The organism is Amycolatopsis camponoti (genome assembly GCF_902497555.1).
In the GTDB taxonomy this organism is placed as follows: Bacteria; Actinomycetota; Actinomycetes; order Mycobacteriales; family Pseudonocardiaceae; genus Amycolatopsis; species Amycolatopsis camponoti.
On sequence record NZ_CABVGP010000003.1, the window covers coordinates 619702 to 635561 of the forward strand.

The following is a 15860-nucleotide window of genomic DNA, read 5'->3' on the forward strand; positions in this document are numbered from 1 at the left end:
ACTCTGGCACCCCGGCCGGGGAAACTCCCCTCGGCGAGCCAACGTTCAGGGATGAATCAGGGTTCCCCCTGGCCCAGCCACGCACCCAGCCGCCGGACGCCTTCGTCGATGTCCTCGGCGCTCCCGGCGAAGGAAAACCGCACGTACTTGCCGCCGTCGACCGGGTCGAAGTCGACGCCGGGCGTGATGGCGAGTCCCGTGTCGGCGAGCAGCCGCTGGCACCAGCTCAGACTGTCCTGGGTGTACGCGCTGACGTCGGCGTAGGCGTAGAAGGCACCGTCGGCGGGGGCGAGCTTGTCGAGGCCGATGCTCTTGAGGCCGGCGAAGAGCCGGTCGCGGTTGGCGCGGTAGTGCCCGACGTGCGCGTCGGCCTCCGCGTACGCCTCCGGCGTGAAGGCGGCGAGCGCCGCGTACTGCGAAACCGCGGGCGGGCAGATGGTGAAGTTGCCGGTCAGGACGTCGACGGCGCGGTGGAGGCGCTGCGGCACGAGCATCCAGCCGAGCCGCCAGCCGGTCATCGCGAAGTACTTCGAGAAGCTGCCGAGCACGAGCGGCTCACGGCCGAACTGCCACGCGCAGTCGAGCTCGGCGCCGTAGGAGATGCCGTGGTAGATCTCGTCGCTGATCAGCTGAACGCCGTGCGACGAGCACCAGCCGGTGATCGCGGCCAGTTCCCCGGGCGGCAGCACGGTCCCGGTCGGGTTGCTCGGGCTGGCGACGATCAGGCCGTCGATCGGGCCGAGCTCGTCGAGCAGGGCGACGGTCGGCTGGAAGTTCGTCTCGGCCGTGGTGGCGAACTCGACGACCTCGCAGCCGAGGACGGACAGCAGGTTGCGGTAGGCGGGGTAGCCGGGCCGGGCCATCGCGACCTTGGCGCCGGGGTCGAAGGCGCTGAGGAAGGCGAGCAGGAAGCCCCCGGACGACCCGGTGGTCATGACGACGTCCCGCGCGCTGACGTCGAGCTGGTACTTCCGCCGGTAGTGCCCCGCGACGGCGTCCCGCAGCTCGGGGATGCCGAGCTGTTCGGTGTAGCCGAGGGTGCTTTTTCCGAGCGCTTCGCGTGCGGCGTCGAGAACGGGTTCCGGCGCGGGCACGGAAGGCTGCCCGGCGGCGAGCGACACGAGATCGCCGTGGCTGCGCTGCCGGGCACCCGCCGCGGAAAGGACGTCCATGACGTGGAAGGGCGGCACACCGGCCCGCAGCGCGGGACCCGCCTCGAGGTCGGCCATGCGGCCAGGCTAGTTCTAGTACCCCTGGTAGGCACCACCGTGGGCCATGGCCTTGATGCCCGGCACGTTGCCCAGGCCGCCGTAGCGGTCGAAGGAGTACCGGACGCCCGCGATGATGTTGTCGACCGGGTTGTAGATGTTGTCGTGGCCGGGCAGCTTGTGGGCGTTGAACGTCCCGTCGATGCACTGCATGAGCCCCTTGGACGGGTGCCCGGCAGCGGCATTGGAATTGCCGGTCAGGAAGAGGTGGTCGCCTTCCTGAGCCGTCCACGTGCCCAGTTCCGTCGTCACGCACCACACGTCGCCTCGCCCGGCCTCTTCCTTCCGCAGGAAGGCCCCCGTGACGATCGGGTTGTTCAGGTGCACGGAGAACTCCCGGCGCCAGGTTTCCGGCCGGTTCGTCCGTTCCACCGGGAGTACGCGAGGCCGTGATCCGGACAGGTATCCCGCCAGTGCGATCGCCTCGAGGACGGCACCGGGCGCCTGGTAAACGACCGTCTGAGGTGCGGAGTAGCCGGGTCGCACGTAGCGGGTGCCCTCGGCGTCGATGATCGCTTCGAGCCACGCCGCACGTTGAGCGGCGGACATCGCCAGCACCTGGGCGACAGCGTCGGACCTGGGATGCCCCGCTCGCGCCAGCAGGTCCTGGGCGTAGTCGTGGTCCAGCCGGAACTGGTGCCGGGGTCCGCACCCGCCGCGGTCGTCGACGTACACCGCGTGCGGCACGCCGTCGAGAAGCCGGCGGATCTTCGCCACCATTTCGGGCTTCGACTGCGCGATGGACATGGTCGGGCGGTGCTGCCTCGTCTCGATGTGACCATCACCGGCGATCCATCCGAGGATCGCCGCTTCCGGCACGCTGATTTCCAGCGACGACTCGGTCTCGGCGGGCGCAGTCAGAAGAATCCGGTCGCGAGAGCGGACGTCTTCGGTGGTGACGAAACGAGGCTCGGTCTCGTGCTGGTTCTCCTGCTTCGGCGAAACGAAGCCGTGCTTCTTCCGCCGGTGCACCGCGACACCGTTCTCCGGCTGCTGCGCCGCGCGCGGCACCCAGCCGCACTCCGGGCAAACCACCGGCAGGCCGGTGCGCCTGACACTGACCCGCGGCAGGGTGAGCCAGCGGTGGTTCGGCGTCGTGGTCGCCTGCCAGCGGGAGTTGCTCATCCGGACCAGCGGGGCGTCTTCGTGGTGGACGACCCGGGTGATCCGCGTCCACTCACTGCGTCCGGTGGCGGGGTTGAAGCCGATCGTCTCGTCGCCGACCTCGACCGCATCGTGCTTCAGGAGGCCGCGCTTGGTCACGATCACCGTGTCCAGCGGCACGCAGTCCCAGTTGTTGATGGCATTGGGATTCCCGCCCGACTCGTGCTGGATGATCGCCCAGATGTTGGGGATGTCCGCGTCCGTGACGGGCACGCCGGCGGCCTGGAGCGCCTTGATGGCCTCCTGGATCCACTGCTGGACGTTGCCCGGGGGCGGGGACGACGGCGGGCCGCCGCTGGGGCCGAGGCCACCGCCTCCGCCGCCACCACCACCGCCGCCTCCGCCACCGCCACCGCCATGGTGGGAGGAGCCGTTGCTGTGGATGCCGCCGGTGCTCTGCGGAACCGTGCCGTCGCTGTTGGGCAACGGGACCTTCGAGTAGCCGCCCTCGATCTGGGTCTTCATCAGCGCCTGGGACTTCTTGACCAGATCGTCCGCGCTGGCGAGCAACGGATCGATCTTCCCGAGCGCGGTGGTGACGTCGTTCTGGTTCGCCTTGTTGGCGTTGTCGATGATTTCCTTCGACGACGGGCTGGGGGCGGGCTTGTTCTCGTCCCTGGCGTGTTCCGCCTCGGCGTTCATCGCCGCTTGGGCTTTCGGGGTTTCCGCGTTGATGCGGTTCTGGATCGCCGTCTTCGCGGTTTCGCAGGCGTCGTTGACCTTGCCCTTGATGTCACTCAGCTGCGTCGAGAGCGCACTGAGGTCGTTCCCGACGTCGGTGAGGTGCGTCTGCACCTTGTCGCCCGCGGTGGTGATCTGCTTGACGTAGCCGACGAACGCGTCCGCGGCCGGGCCCTTCCAGACACCGGCGGACAGCGAGTCCGTGGCCGACTTGAGCGCCGCGCCGTGGTCACCGGCCTGTGTGGCGGCGGTCTTGAACTGCTGGGCCGCTTTGTCGATCGACTCCGGCTTGATGCCGTCGACCTGCTTCTTCTTGGCCTCGATGTCCGGCCAGTCCGGCGGAAAGTCGATCAGCCCACCCACGTTGCCGCCCCCTTGTCATCCCGGCCCGCCGAGGCCGTCCGTGCGCTCACTGGTTCCCGTGCTCGTGCAGCTTGAGGTCGCTCGCCCCGACCTGGTCGGCTTCCGCGATCAGCCCGGCCGCCTTCTTCAAGACGAAGCTGGTCGCCTCCATCAGCTTCCCGGCCGCGTCGAATTCGGAGTGCACGCCTTGCTTGAAATCGCCGACCGCGCCGTGGACGTCCTGCGAGCCGCCCATCGTCCCGAACGGGCTTTCCTTCTCGTCGTCGACCCCGGTCAGGTGCTTCTTCGACTTCTCGAACTCGTCTTTGAGCTTCTCGACGTGACGGGCCGCGATGGCCATCGAGTCCGGGTCGTAGACAGGCACGGTTCGTCATCCCCTTCGGCAACTTGTCTCCGCCCGATCTGACGTCGCCATGACCGGGACGGTTCCCGCGCTTACTTTATGACTTCCCCCCGGCGGCGCGTGCGGATCTCCGCCAACTTCCACCCCAGCGGGCGCCGGACCCGCTTTGTAGCATGGCCGGCGGGGAGGAAAACCGATCATGAAACCACTCAACCCGGATGAACCGCGACATGTCGGGCGCTACCGCCTGGTGGCGGCACTCGGCGAAGGCGGAATGGGCCGGGTCCTGCTCGGAGTGTCACCGGACGGCCGCCTCGTGGCGGTCAAGCAGGTACACCCGGGCTTCGCGCACGACGACGGATTCCGGTCCCGGTTCCGCCGGGAAGTGCAGACCTCGCGGATGGTCTCAGGCGCTTACACCGCGGCAGTGATGGACGCGGACCCGGACGCGTCGACGCCGTGGCTGGCCTCGGTGTTCGTCGCGGGCCCGTCGCTGAAGGAGGCCGTCGAGGCGGCGGGCCCGCTGCCGCCGGCGTCCGTCCGGATCCTCGCGGCCGGGTTGGCGTCGGCGCTCACCGACATCCACCGGGCCGGCCTGATCCACCGCGACCTCAAGCCGAGCAACGTCCTGCTCACCGACGACGGCGCCCGGGTGATCGACTTCGGCATCGCCCGCGCGGCCGAGGGCGGCTCCGAGCTGACCCACACCGGATCGATCATCGGCTCACCCGGCTTCATGTCCCCGGAACAGGCCGACGGCCGCCCGGTCACCCCGGCGAGTGACGTCTTCTCGTTGGGCGGACTCCTGGTCATGGCCGCGACGGGCGTGGCACCGTTCGGCGGCGGGTCGACCCCGCAGGTGCTCTACAACGTCGTCCACGGCCGTCCGAACCTCGGCTCCGTGCCGCCGGAGTTGCGACGCCTGGTGGAGCCGTGTCTGGCGAAGGACCCGGTACAGCGGCCGACGCCGGCACAGATCCTCGACTTCCTCGGCCCGGTCCCGCCCGGGGTGACGCCTTGGCCACCGGCCGTCCATGCGCTGATCGGTGCTCAGAAGTCACAGGTCAGTCAGGTTCTGGCGCTCCCGCAACCGCCGCCGCTCGCAACGGCGAAGAAGCGGCGCTGGCCGCTTGTGGCGGCTGTGGTCGCTGTGGTGGCCATCATCGGAGCGACGGTGGCCTTGGTCGCGGCGAACAGCGACCGATCGAACGCCGGAACTGCTCCCCCCTCGTCGACAAGTCCTCCCAAGCTCGAGCCCTTCACCCCCGCCGATCTGCGGCAGATCGATCCCTGCAAGATCCTCCCGCCGGATTCGATGCCCGGCACCGGCACGGTCAAGCCGGCCGACCCCGCTGCGGGCCTGCTCGACCAGTGCTCGCTTTCGTTCGTCGAGACGGCGGACAAAACGCGCAGTACGACCGTGGACGTCAGCCTCTACAACCCCATTTCGCTGGACGGGGCCGACCCCACCCGGATCGACGGGCGCGACGTGTTCTTCAAGAAGCAAGGCAGCGTCTGCGCCGCCGCCTTCAAGATTCCCACCGCGCCGAAGAACTCGATCACGGCCTCGGCCCAACGCGCGTCCGGCGATTCGTGCGAGGCGCCCCGAGAAGCGATTTCGGTGATCCTCAAGGAAATCGCCGCCGGAACCGCGGAGCGTTTTCCGGACGTACCCGGCTCGGCGATGTACCTGGATCTGTGCCGTGAGATCGGCAGCCCCACCAGCCCGACCGGACAACCGGCCGGCTACCTCAACACCCAGCTGCACGAATGTCAGTGGCTGATCGACGGGACGGGCTCCTACATCATCGACCTGAGCACCGGCACGGGCCAAGACCTCAGTGTGGACGGCCAGCGACCGACCGAAGTGGCCGGTACGAAGGTTTACGAACAGCTGGACGACCGGGAGGGCGGAACCCGCCGGTGCACGATCACGTGGACGCACCGGAAGATCGACGCGTACTTCACCGAGGAGTTCAGGCTCGTCTTCACACCCGACCCCCAGCCGCCGGACACGGCGGGCATCTGCCTGGCCGCCGAAAAGTTCGTCGGCAGCGTGCTATCCCGGTTGCCGCCAGTGAAGTGACTCAGGCCTCCGCCATCAGTTCCCGGATTCGCGTCGCCAGCAGGGCGTTGTCCGCCGGGGTCACCGTCGCCCACTCGCGGCCGTCGCGGTCCGGCGCCACCTGGAACAGGTACCGCCCCGCGTCCGTGTCGAAGAACGCCACCACCCGACCCGCGCGGTGGACCACTCCGTCGCGACCCACGCGTTCCGCGCCGAACTGGCCTCGGGCTTCCTGGCCCAGCAGCATCCCCGACAGCTCCTGAGCGAGGAACAGCTCCACGCCCCGATCCTCCAACGCCGTGACCAGCCCCTTCGCGTCGCCGCGCGCGGCCGCGTCGGCCTCGCGGAGGACCGAATACGGGATGCTCACCGTCTGGCCGATGCCCGGTCCGAGGTCTCCCGCCACCGAGACCGCCGTCTCCGGGAGGCCGTCCTCCGTCGCGGGGATCAGCCAGACCTCGCCGTTGTCCACCACCGCCAGCACCGCCTGGCCGCGGGTGCTCACCGCGCGGCCGCGGATCTCGCGCTCGGCCCACACCCACACGTCCAGGCCGGACTGCGGGCGGGACAGCAGGTGCAGCTGGTCCGCCACCTCGCCCGACACCCGGCGGTTGCGGGCCAGCCGCCGCTCGCTCAGCGACGCCCACGCCGCCTCCACGACCTGCGCCCGCTCGGCGCGAGTGGTTCCCTCGCTCGGCACGTCCAGCGCGACGTGCTTGCGCGGCAGGTCCAACGACTCCCAGAGCACGTCGAACTCCCGCGCGGACAGCACCAGCGACACGTCAGCGCCCGTCCCCGCCGTGGTCGCCGATCACGTCGGGGGAAACCATCCGCTGGTCGGCGAACAGGTCCTGGTCGTCGACGCCGAAGCGGCGGACGTGCTCGGCGTCGTCCTCCTGCGGGGCCGCCTCGGACAGGAACTTCGACTCGCCGGCCTGCTGCTTCGGGCTGATCTGCTCCGACTTCCGCAGCGCGACGGCCTCCTCTTCGGGCAGCTCACCGACCGGCAGCGGCCGCACCGGGCCCTTCGCCTGGCCCTTCTCCCGCCGCAGGCGCTCCTTGTCGCCGCTCAGCGCGCCACCGGCCGCGCCCGCGCCGACCGCCGCCGCGCCCGCGCCGATCTCGCCCGGCGTCGCGCCGGGCTTCGCCGTGAAGCCGCGTTCGGCCGTGAACTGACCGGGTGGGAGCGGGGGCTGCGGCATCGCGCCGACCGTGCGGCCCTTGGCCAGCAGGCCGTCGGGGCCGCGGTTGGTCCCGCCGAGCGCACCCTCGACGCCGGTCGAGCCGGCGCCGGACGCGCCGCCGCCGAGCGACTTGATCGGTGCCGTCGCCGGTGACGAGCCGGGTGGCAGCGAGCCGGGCGCACCCGGCGGCACGAACTGCTCGCCGCTTCCGCCGCCGGCCAGGCCGGGCGCGAAGTGGGAGGAGTCGCCGGAGGACGTGCCGCGGCCCGGCGCGTTGACCCAGCCGGGGCCGGGCACCGAGGTCGGCGGCTTGACGCCGGCCGGCGTGGTCGTCGACGACGGGGTCGTGTGCTGCGCGGGAGCCGTGCCCCCGCTGCTGCCGGTCTGGCGCGGCGGCTGCGCGGGCGGCCGAGACGGCTGCTGCGCCGCGACGCCGTAGACCGGGGTCGGCGGGTCGGCGTGCACGGTGTGCGAAACCGGCTGCACCACCGGCGGGTCGACGTGCACCGACCGGACCTTGTCCGAAGCCGGACGCACGCTGCCGTCCGGCGTCACCGCGACGGCGGCGCCCGCGACGTCCAGCACGCCCGGCGTGATGCCCGGGGCGGCCAGCTTGAGCGACTCGGGGTCGGACAGCGACTGCGTCGAGAGCAGGTTGGTGCCGCTTTCCTGCGCGTACTCGTTCAGCGCCTGCTTGGCCTGTTCCTTGGCGTCGTTCGCGGCCTCGACCTGCCGGGCGTGGTCGGTCTCGAAGCCGATCAGGCTGAGCAGCAGGCCGTCGCTCAGCGTGTAGCCGCCCGCGCCCTTCCGGACGGTCTCGGCGTCCGGGAGCTTGTACTTGGTCCGGTTGAACGACTCGCCCTGCTCGAACACCATTTCCGCGGCGTGCGCGACCTTCGTGGTCGCGTCCTGGGAGAACCCGGCCTGCTCGGTGAGCACCTGGCTGGCCGCACCGCCGGCCTGGCTCTGCCATTCGACGCCGAGCTTGAGCAGCTGCGCGCGCAGCGTCTGGTCGGTGTGGGCGAGGGCGGTCGCGACGGCTTTCAGCGCGTCGACGGCCGTGCCGATGCTGCCGGTGCCGTCGCCGTTGACCATCCGCGTGATCTGGTCGGCGATCGCGGTGTTGGTCCAGCCGTCGAACCGGTGGTTCTGGATCCCGGCCGCGAGCTCGGAGAATTCCACGCGCCCTCCCTCAGTTGCGTGCTTTCAAGGTCTGCAGCGCGATGTCGGCGGCTTGCACCGACAGGTCGCACAGCTGCGGCTGCGTGAACTTGCCGCGGGTGATGGCGAAGGTCTGGACGGCCAGCGTCTGGCCGCGCGCGACGCCGACGAGCGCTTCGCAGTCGGCGGGGTCGCCGGCCGCGCGGTAGTTCGTCAGCGCCGGGTAACCGCCGATGGTCTTCGGCTCGGTGGTCATGCTGTTCTTCTTGCGGGCCCCGGTGATCCACTCGCCGAGGTCCGCCGAGACGGCGCGCACGTGGTAGGCGTGCACGGGCTCGGCGCCGTCCGCGTCGAACACGCACGTCGGCCCGTCTTCCGGCGGAGCTTCCCGGGGCGTGCTGGTGATCTTCATGGCGTCGAGCTGCACCTGCGGGAAGACCTCGCACAGGTTGACGCCCTGCAGGGGCAGCTCGGCCGGGCGTTGCGGCAGCTGGGCCGCCTTGGCGCTCTGCGACGCCGCGGTCGCGGCCGTCTCGATCGGGTAGGGCGTGCCGTCGGTGCCCGCCGAGCAGCCGGCGAGCGCCGCCGTCGCGAGCACGCCTCCGGTGATGCGCAGCTTCCGGCTACGCACCGTGCTTGCCGCGGTCACCGAACACCGCCGCCTTCTCGTCTTCGCTGACCTTGTAGTCCTTGGCGGCCTCGCGCAGCTGCGAGACCAGGCGCTTCAGGCCGGCGACGTACTCGCGGACCTGGCCCGCGTAGGAGCGGTCGCCGTCGGCGATCAGGGTGTTCCAGGCGTCGATCGACTGGGTGCTGATCACGTCGGCGGACGGCGCGTCGATCCGCAGCTGCCCGAGCTTGGTCAGCAGCTGGTCTTCGAGGGAGTTCGCCTGCTCTTCGACGATCCGGGCGACGTCCAGGAGCTTGTCCGGGTGGACCAGGACGTCCGCGGCCGCCGGCGCCACGGGGACGGCCGAGCTGAGGTCGTACGAGGGTCCTGACATGCGCTCCCCTGACGTCATACGGACAGTGACCGGCCGACTCCCGTCGAGGCTACCAACCCGGGTGTGACAGCAGGCTGAGATGGGACGAACATCGTCGGCCGCCGGTTCCCGGATCAGGCGCGCTGTTTCGCCCCCGGCGCGCCGACCTCGCCGTTCGCCGCCTTGAGCGCGATGTCCGTGCGGTGGTGCGAGCCCGCGAGGTGGACCTTTTCGACGGTCTCGTACGCGTGCTTGCGAGCCGACTTGAGCGTCTTGCCGGTGCCGACGACCGACAGCACGCGGCCGCCGGAGGAGACCACTGCGCCGTCGTCGCGACGGCGGGTGCCCGCGTGCAGCACGCCTTCCAGTTCGGCACCGCCGATGACGTCGCCGGTGCGCGGCTTGCCCGGGTAGCCGTCGGCGGCGATCACGACGGTGACCGCGGCGCCGCCCGCCCACTCCAGCGGCGGGTGCTCGGCGAGCTTGCCGGTGGCGGTGGCGTGCATCAGCCCGGCGATCGGGGTGCGCAGCAGGGCCAGCACGACCTGCGTCTCGGGGTCGCCGAAGCGGCAGTTGAACTCGATGACCTGCGGGCCGTCGGAGGTCATCGCGAGCCCGGCGTAGAGCAGGCCGGAGAACGACGCGTCGCGCGCGACCAGCTCGTCGGCGACCGGCTGGACGACCTTCTCGACCAGCTCGTCGACCAGGTTCTCGGGCGCCCAGGGCAGCGGCGCGTAGGCACCCATGCCGCCGGTGTTCGGGCCGGCGTCGTCGTCACCGACGCGCTTGAAGTCCTGTGCTGGCAGCAGCGGGACGACGGTGTGGCCGTCGACGAAGCAGAACAGCGACACCTCCGGACCGTCCAAAAAGGACTCCAGGAGGACCGGGTGGCCGCCGTCGAGCAGCATGATCGCGTGCTTGCGGGCGACGTCGTAGTCGGTCGTGACGACGACGCCCTTGCCGGCGGCGAGGCCGTCGTCCTTGACCACCCAGGTCGGGCCGAAGCGGCCGAGCGCGGCGTCGAGGCGGGCCGGGTTGTCGACCACCTCGCTGCGCGCGGTCGGCACATCGGCCGCGGCCATGACGTCCTTCGCGAACGCCTTCGAGCCTTCGATGCGGGCCGCCGCGGCCGAGGGGCCGAAGCAGGCGATGCCCGCCTTGCGGACGGCGTCGGCGACGCCGGCGACGAGCGGAACCTCGGGCCCGACCACGACCAGGTCGGCCTGCCAGTTCTTCGCGAGCGTCGCGACCGCTTCCGGGTCGGCCGCCTCGACGCCGAGCTGCTCGGCCATGGCGGCCGTCCCGGCATTGCCGGGCGCGCAGGCCAGGGCGGTGACCGTGGGGTCGCCGGACGCCGCGAGGACGAGTGCATGCTCACGGGCGCCGGAGCCGATTACCAGTACGCGCACGCCGCACAGCGTATCCGGCCGGATTCGCGCCGGACATTTCGCCGTCCCCGGGACGGGTGTCCACGTGTCGTTTACCGCGCTGACCGCCCCGGTACCACCGGGAGACGCTTGCGGCCATGAGGGTGGCGGGGTAGTCAGGGTCAACCCTGTGTGAAAAGAGGTCACCAGATGAAGCGCAAACGTGTCGGCGTCCTGACACTCGCCGGACTGGCGTTGCTGAGCGTCACCGGATTCGCGATCGGCTCGGCGAACGCGGCCGAGACCGGGTCCGCCGATGCGGCCGCGCACGGACGGGGCCACGATGACCCCGTGATCATCGGACACCGCGGCGCGCCCGGGTACCGGCCGGAGCACACCCTCGCCTCGTACGAGCTCGCCTACCGCATGGGCGTGAGCTGGGTCGACGTCGACCTCGTCCCCACCAAGGACGGCCAGCTCGTCGCCCGGCACGAGCCGGAGATCAGCGGGACCACGGACGTCTCGAAGCACCCGGAGTTCGCGAACCGCAAGAAGACCCTGGTGGTCGACGGCGTCGCGACGACCGGCTGGTTCACCCAGGACTTCACGCTCGCCGAGCTGAAGACGCTGCGCGCGGTCGAGCGGATCCCGGCGAACCGGCCGCACAACACGCTCTACAACGGGCGCTACCGGATCGCCACCTTCCAGGAGGTGCTCGACCTGACCAAGCGGCTCGGCAAGGAACTGCACCGGACGCTCGGCACCTACCCCGAGGTCAAGCACTCGACGTTCTTCCAGTCGATCGGCAACCCGACCGAGCCGAAGCTGGTCGCGGCGCTCAAGCGCAACGGCCTCGACCGGCCGGACGCGCCGGCGATCATCCAGTCGTTCGAGGTGTCGAACCTGATCGACCTGCACAAGCAGGTCCGGACGCCGCTGCTGCAGCTGACGTCGGCTTCGGGCGCTCCGGCGGACTTCGTCGCGAAGGGCGACAAGCGGACGTACGCGGACATCGTCTCGGCGAAGGGGCTGCAGGACGTCGCGAAGTACGCGAAGTACCTCGGGCCGGACAAGGGCCAGATCATCCCGCTGGACGCGTCCGGCGCCCTGACGAAGCCGTCGGCGATCGTCGCGGACGCGCACAAGGCGGGACTGAAGGTGCAGCCGTACACGTTCCGGAACGAGAACCCGTTCCTGCCGGCGAACCTGCGCTCGTCGGCCGAGCCGGACGCTTACGGTGACGTCTTCACCGAAGAGGCCGCGTTCCTCGCGGCCGGGGTCGACGGCTTCTTCGCCGACCAGCCGGACACCGCCCTCGAGTCGCTGCACGCGTTCCTGGGCCGGTAATCGCTTTGCCGTGAAGGGCACGCTCCTGGACGCTGGGTCCATGAGCGTGCCCTTCACCGCTTTCGACGGCTTTTCCGGCGTGATCCTGGTGACCCGCGGCGAAGAGACGCTCGTCGCCCAGGCCCACGGGTACGCGCACATCGCCTACGGCGTCGAGAACACCGTCGACACCCGGTTCGCGATCGCCAGTGGCACCAAGGGGTTCACCGCCCTGGTCGTCGTCGGCCTGGTCGCCGAGGGACGGCTGGAGCTGGCGACCACCGCCCGCGAGGTCCTCGGCGACGACCTGCCGCTGATCGACGACCGCGTGACGGTCGAACACCTGCTGACGCACACCTCCGGCATCGGCGACTACTGCGACGAAGAGGAGGACCCGCCGCCGACTCCCCTGCTCGCGACGTCCGCCGACTACCTGGCCGCGCTCGACGGCTTCCCGCAGAAGTCCCCGCCCGGCACGGAGTTCCGCTACAACAACGGCGCGTTCGCGGTACTGAGCCTGATCGCCGAACGGATCGCGGGCATACCTTTCGCCGAGCTCGTCCGGAGCCGCGTGACCGAGCCCGCCGGGATGACCGGGACGGCGTTCCTCCGCTCGGACGCGCTGCCCGCCCGGACGGCCACCGGCTACCTGGAAGACGGCCGCACCAACGTTTTCAGCCTGCCCGTCGTGGGCTTCGGCGACGGCGGCGCCTACACGACCGCGGCCGACGTCCGGAAGTTCTGGCCGGCCCTGCTCGACGGCCGGATCCTGCCGCGCGAGTGGATCGACCGGATGCTGCGCCCGCACGCGGACGGGTACGGCCTCGGCTTCTGGCTGCCGCGCCCGGGTGTGGTGCACCTGGACGGCGGCGACCACGGCGTCACGTTCTGGAGTTCGCACGAGCCGTCATCGGGCGTCACCGCGACGCTGATCTCGAACAACCACCGAGGTGGCGGGCCCCTGCTGCGACGGCTGGACGAGTTCTTGACGAAGGCTTGACACCCCTCGGGACCGGGGCTACCTTCGGCGAATTCATTGGTCTGGCCGCATACCTTTCAAGAGGTGCCCGATGGACGTTTCCGACCAGCAGACCACCCCCGACCACGCCGACGAAGACAGTGCGCGCCTCCACCAGCTGGGGTACGCGCAAGAGCTCAAGCGGACGATGTCGGGGTTCTCGAACTTCGCCGTCTCGTTCACCATCATCTCGATCCTGTCCGGCTGCCTGACCCTCTACGGGTTCGGCATGAAGACGGGCGGGCCGGCCGCGATGATCTGGGGCTGGCCGCTGGTCGGGGTGTTCGTCATCCTGGTCGGGCTCGGCATGGCCGAGGTCTGCTCCAGCTACCCGACCGCGGGCGGCCTGTACTACTGGGCGGCGAGGCTGGCGCGGAAGAACGGCCCCGCGTGGTCGTGGTTCACCGGCTGGTTCAACCTGGTCGGCCAGATCGCGGTCACCGCGGGCATCGACTTCGGCGCGGCGCTGTTCCTCAACGCGTTCCTCGACCTGCAGTGGGGCTTCAGCGCGACACCCGGGCACACGATCCTGCTGCTCGCGATCATCCTCGTGGTGCACGGCCTGCTGAACACCTTCGGCGTCCGGATCGTGGCGATCCTCAACAACGTCAGCGTGTGGTGGCACCTCATCGGCGTGCTGGTGATCGTCGGCGTGCTGGTCTTCGTGCCGGCCAAGCACCAGGACGCGTCGTTCGTCTTCGGCAGCTTCGTGAACCAGACGGGCTGGGGTTCGGCGTTCTACGTCTTCGCGCTCGGGTTGCTGGTCGCGCAGTACACGCTGACCGGCTACGACGCGTCGGCGCACATGACCGAGGAGACGAAGAGCGCGGCGACGGCCGGACCGCGCGGCATCGTGATGTCGATCGTCGTCTCGCTCGTCGCGGGGTGGATCCTGCTGATCGGCCTGACGTTCGCGATCCAGGACTACGCCGGTGAAGTCGGTTCCGCCACCGGTGTCCCGCCCGCGCAGATCTTCATCGACGCGACGGGCGCGGTCACCGGCAAGTTCCTCCTCCTGATCTGCATCGGCGCGCAGCTGTTCTGCGGCATGGCGTCGGTGACCGCGAACTCGCGGATGATCTACGCGTTCGCCCGCGACGGCGCGATCCCGGGGTCGAAGTTCTGGCACAAGATCAACAAGCGGACGCAGACGCCGACCAACGCCGTCTGGCTCGGCGCCGGCGGCGCGCTGCTCCTGGCGCTGCCGTACCTGTGGAGCTACACGGCCTACAGCGCCGTCACGTCCATCGCCGTCGTCGGCCTGTACGTCGCTTACGTGATCCCGGTGTTCCTGCGGGTGCGGCAAGGTGACGACTTCGAGCGCGGGCCGTGGCACCTCGGCCGCTGGGGCAAGCCGGTCGGCATCATCGCGACGATCTGGGTCGTGCTGATCTTCTTCCTGTTCATGCTCCCGCAGGCGTCGCCGGTGACGGTGGACTCCTTCAACTACACCCCGATCGCGTTCCTGGTCGTGCTCGGCGGCGCGGCCCTGTGGTGGGTCGTCTCGGCCCGGAAGTGGTTCAAGGGGCCGAAGGTCCAGGGCTCCGAGGCGGAACTGGCTGCGGTCGAGCAGGAGCTGAAGGAGCTCGGCTGACGTTCGGCGCAAGTGGTCGTGAGTGAGAAACAGTGTTCTAACACTGTTTCTCACTCACGACCACGCCGCGGCAGACTCAGGAAGTCGCGGCCGGCGCGGGAGTCTCGACCGGGGACCGGCGGCCGGGGCGGACCACCGTCACGGCCGCCGCGCCCAGCGCGCCGACTGCGGCGAACGCGTAGAAGCCCCACGGGTACGCGATCCCGGCGGTCAGCAGCGCGCCGCCGAGGAGCGGGCCGGAGATCGCGCCGATCCGGCCGATACCGGCGGACCAGCCGAGGCCGGTCGCGCGGATCGCGTCCGGGTAGACGCGGCCGATGTAGGCGTAGACCAGCACCTGCGCGCTGAACACGAAGCAGCCGGTCAGGAACACCGCCGCGTACAGCCCGACCGCCGGCAGCTTCACGCTCAGCAGCGCGAGGAACACCGCGCCCAGGCAGAACCAGACGATGGCCGACGGGCGGATGCCGACGCGGTCGGCGACCCGGCCCGCGACGAGCAGGCCCACGATGCCGCCGACGTTCAGCGTCAGCAGCAGGCTCAGCGCCGCGCCGAGCGGGTACCCGGCCTGGCGCATGATCTCGGGCAGCCAGGTGTTCAGGCCGTACACCAGCAGCAGGCCCATGAACGACGTCACCCAGAACGCGATCGTCGCGCGCAACAGGCCGCCGCGGAACAGGCCGGCCACCGCGTGCCCGGCCGACCGCTCGGTCTCGCGAACCCGCTGGAACGACTCCGACTCCGGCAGGAACTTCAGCATCAGCGGGATCAGCACGACCGCGGGGAGCGCGCCGGCGACGAACATCGCGCGCCAGCCCAGCGGGGAGATCAGCACGATGCCGAGCAGCGCCGTCAGCACCGCGCCGACGTGGTAGCCGGTCATCACGGTGGTCGTCGCGCTGCCGGACTTGCCGTGGCGCGCGTACTCCGTGACCAGCGTGATGGCCGTCGGCAGGCAGCCGCCGAGGCCGAGCCCGGCGACGAACCGCAGGAGGCCGAAGACGAACGTCGACGGCGCGAACGCGCACAGCAGCGTGCACAGCGAGAACAGCGTCACGGAGATGAGCAGCGACTTCCGGCGGCCGATGACGTCGGTGATGGTGCCGATCGCGAGCCCGCCCAGCATCATCCCGGCCAGGCCGACGGTCGAGACGACCGACGCCGTTCCGGGCGTCAGGCCCCAGACGTGGTCGCGCAGCAGCACGGGCAGCACGGAGCCGAGCACGACCAGGTCGAACCCGTCGAGCAGGACGGCGGTCCAGGCCAGGGGCACGACCCAGGAGCGGGCGCCAGGGGACATGGGAGAACCTCCGGATGTGCGGCGGTGCACGTGATCCGCACAG

General features: G+C 70.4%; 12 protein-coding genes and 2 pseudogenes. 4 read left to right on the plus strand and 10 right to left on the minus strand.

The features are described from left to right. Positions 1 to 56: 56 nt before the first annotated feature. From AA23TX_RS39350 to AA23TX_RS39365, 4 genes and pseudogenes are all read right to left on the minus strand, one after another. The gene (locus tag AA23TX_RS39350; RefSeq protein WP_155548046.1) at positions 57 to 1229 is read right to left on the minus strand and encodes a pyridoxal phosphate-dependent aminotransferase; all 1173 of its coding nucleotides are present in this window, start codon (positions 1227 to 1229) and stop codon (positions 57 to 59) included. Between the two features lie 15 nt (positions 1230 to 1244). Further along, positions 1245 to 1460: pseudogene (locus AA23TX_RS39355) on the minus strand (transglycosylase SLT domain-containing protein); the annotation flags it as partial. A 1716-nt stretch (positions 1461 to 3176) separates the two neighbouring features. Beyond that, a pseudogene (locus AA23TX_RS50995) lies at positions 3177 to 3476 on the minus strand (WXG100 family type VII secretion target); the annotation flags it as partial. Between the two features lie 46 nt (positions 3477 to 3522). Continuing rightward, positions 3523 to 3840 (minus strand): hypothetical protein, encoded by a 318-nt coding sequence (locus AA23TX_RS39365; protein WP_155548047.1) that lies wholly within the window; start codon positions 3838 to 3840, stop codon positions 3523 to 3525. A gap of 178 nt (positions 3841 to 4018) precedes the next feature. Here AA23TX_RS39365 and AA23TX_RS39370 point away from each other — a divergent pair, with 178 nt between their 5' ends. Further along, positions 4019 to 5905 (plus strand): serine/threonine-protein kinase, encoded by a 1887-nt coding sequence (locus AA23TX_RS39370; protein WP_155548048.1) that lies wholly within the window; start codon positions 4019 to 4021, stop codon positions 5903 to 5905. A 1-nt stretch (position 5906) separates the two neighbouring features. Here AA23TX_RS39370 and AA23TX_RS39375 read toward each other — a convergent pair whose 3' ends face one another. The 5 genes from AA23TX_RS39375 to purD all read right to left on the minus strand — a co-directional run bounded on the left by AA23TX_RS39375 (position 5907) and on the right by purD (position 10621). Beyond that, the gene (locus AA23TX_RS39375) at positions 5907 to 6665 is read right to left on the minus strand and encodes an ESX secretion-associated protein EspG (RefSeq protein WP_155548049.1); all 759 of its coding nucleotides are present in this window, start codon (positions 6663 to 6665) and stop codon (positions 5907 to 5909) included. Position 6666: 1 nt separating this feature from the next. Next, complete coding sequence (locus AA23TX_RS39380; protein WP_155548050.1) at positions 6667 to 8250, minus strand: hypothetical protein; 1584 nt, start codon at positions 8248 to 8250, stop codon at positions 6667 to 6669. Between the two features lie 10 nt (positions 8251 to 8260). Then, positions 8261 to 8827: a DUF3558 domain-containing protein gene (locus AA23TX_RS39385; protein WP_155549364.1), complete on the minus strand. Its 567-nt coding sequence runs from the start codon at positions 8825 to 8827 to the stop codon at positions 8261 to 8263. A 25-nt stretch (positions 8828 to 8852) separates the two neighbouring features. After that, entirely contained in the window at positions 8853 to 9233 is a 381-nt protein-coding gene (locus AA23TX_RS39390; protein WP_196425791.1) for a hypothetical protein, read from the minus strand. Between the two features lie 113 nt (positions 9234 to 9346). Further along, the gene (gene purD / locus AA23TX_RS39395) at positions 9347 to 10621 is read right to left on the minus strand and encodes a phosphoribosylamine--glycine ligase (protein WP_155548051.1); all 1275 of its coding nucleotides are present in this window, start codon (positions 10619 to 10621) and stop codon (positions 9347 to 9349) included. Between the two features lie 168 nt (positions 10622 to 10789). On the opposite strand from purD, the gene AA23TX_RS39400 reads away from it, so the two are divergent. The 3 genes from AA23TX_RS39400 to AA23TX_RS39410 all read left to right on the plus strand — a co-directional run bounded on the left by AA23TX_RS39400 (position 10790) and on the right by AA23TX_RS39410 (position 14517). Then, a complete protein-coding gene (locus AA23TX_RS39400) occupies positions 10790 to 11926 on the plus strand; it encodes a glycerophosphodiester phosphodiesterase (protein ID WP_155548052.1) in 1137 nt (378 codons plus the stop codon). Positions 11927 to 11966: 40 nt separating this feature from the next. Further along, a complete protein-coding gene (locus AA23TX_RS39405) occupies positions 11967 to 12905 on the plus strand; it encodes a serine hydrolase domain-containing protein (protein WP_155548053.1) in 939 nt (312 codons plus the stop codon). 70 nt (positions 12906 to 12975) lie between these two features. Next, positions 12976 to 14517 (plus strand): amino acid permease, encoded by a 1542-nt coding sequence (locus AA23TX_RS39410; protein ID WP_155548054.1) that lies wholly within the window; start codon positions 12976 to 12978, stop codon positions 14515 to 14517. A 76-nt stretch (positions 14518 to 14593) separates the two neighbouring features. On the opposite strand, the gene AA23TX_RS39415 is transcribed toward AA23TX_RS39410, so the two are convergent. Next, entirely contained in the window at positions 14594 to 15817 is a 1224-nt protein-coding gene (locus tag AA23TX_RS39415) for an MFS transporter (RefSeq protein WP_155548055.1), read from the minus strand. Positions 15818 to 15860 lie beyond the last annotated feature (43 nt).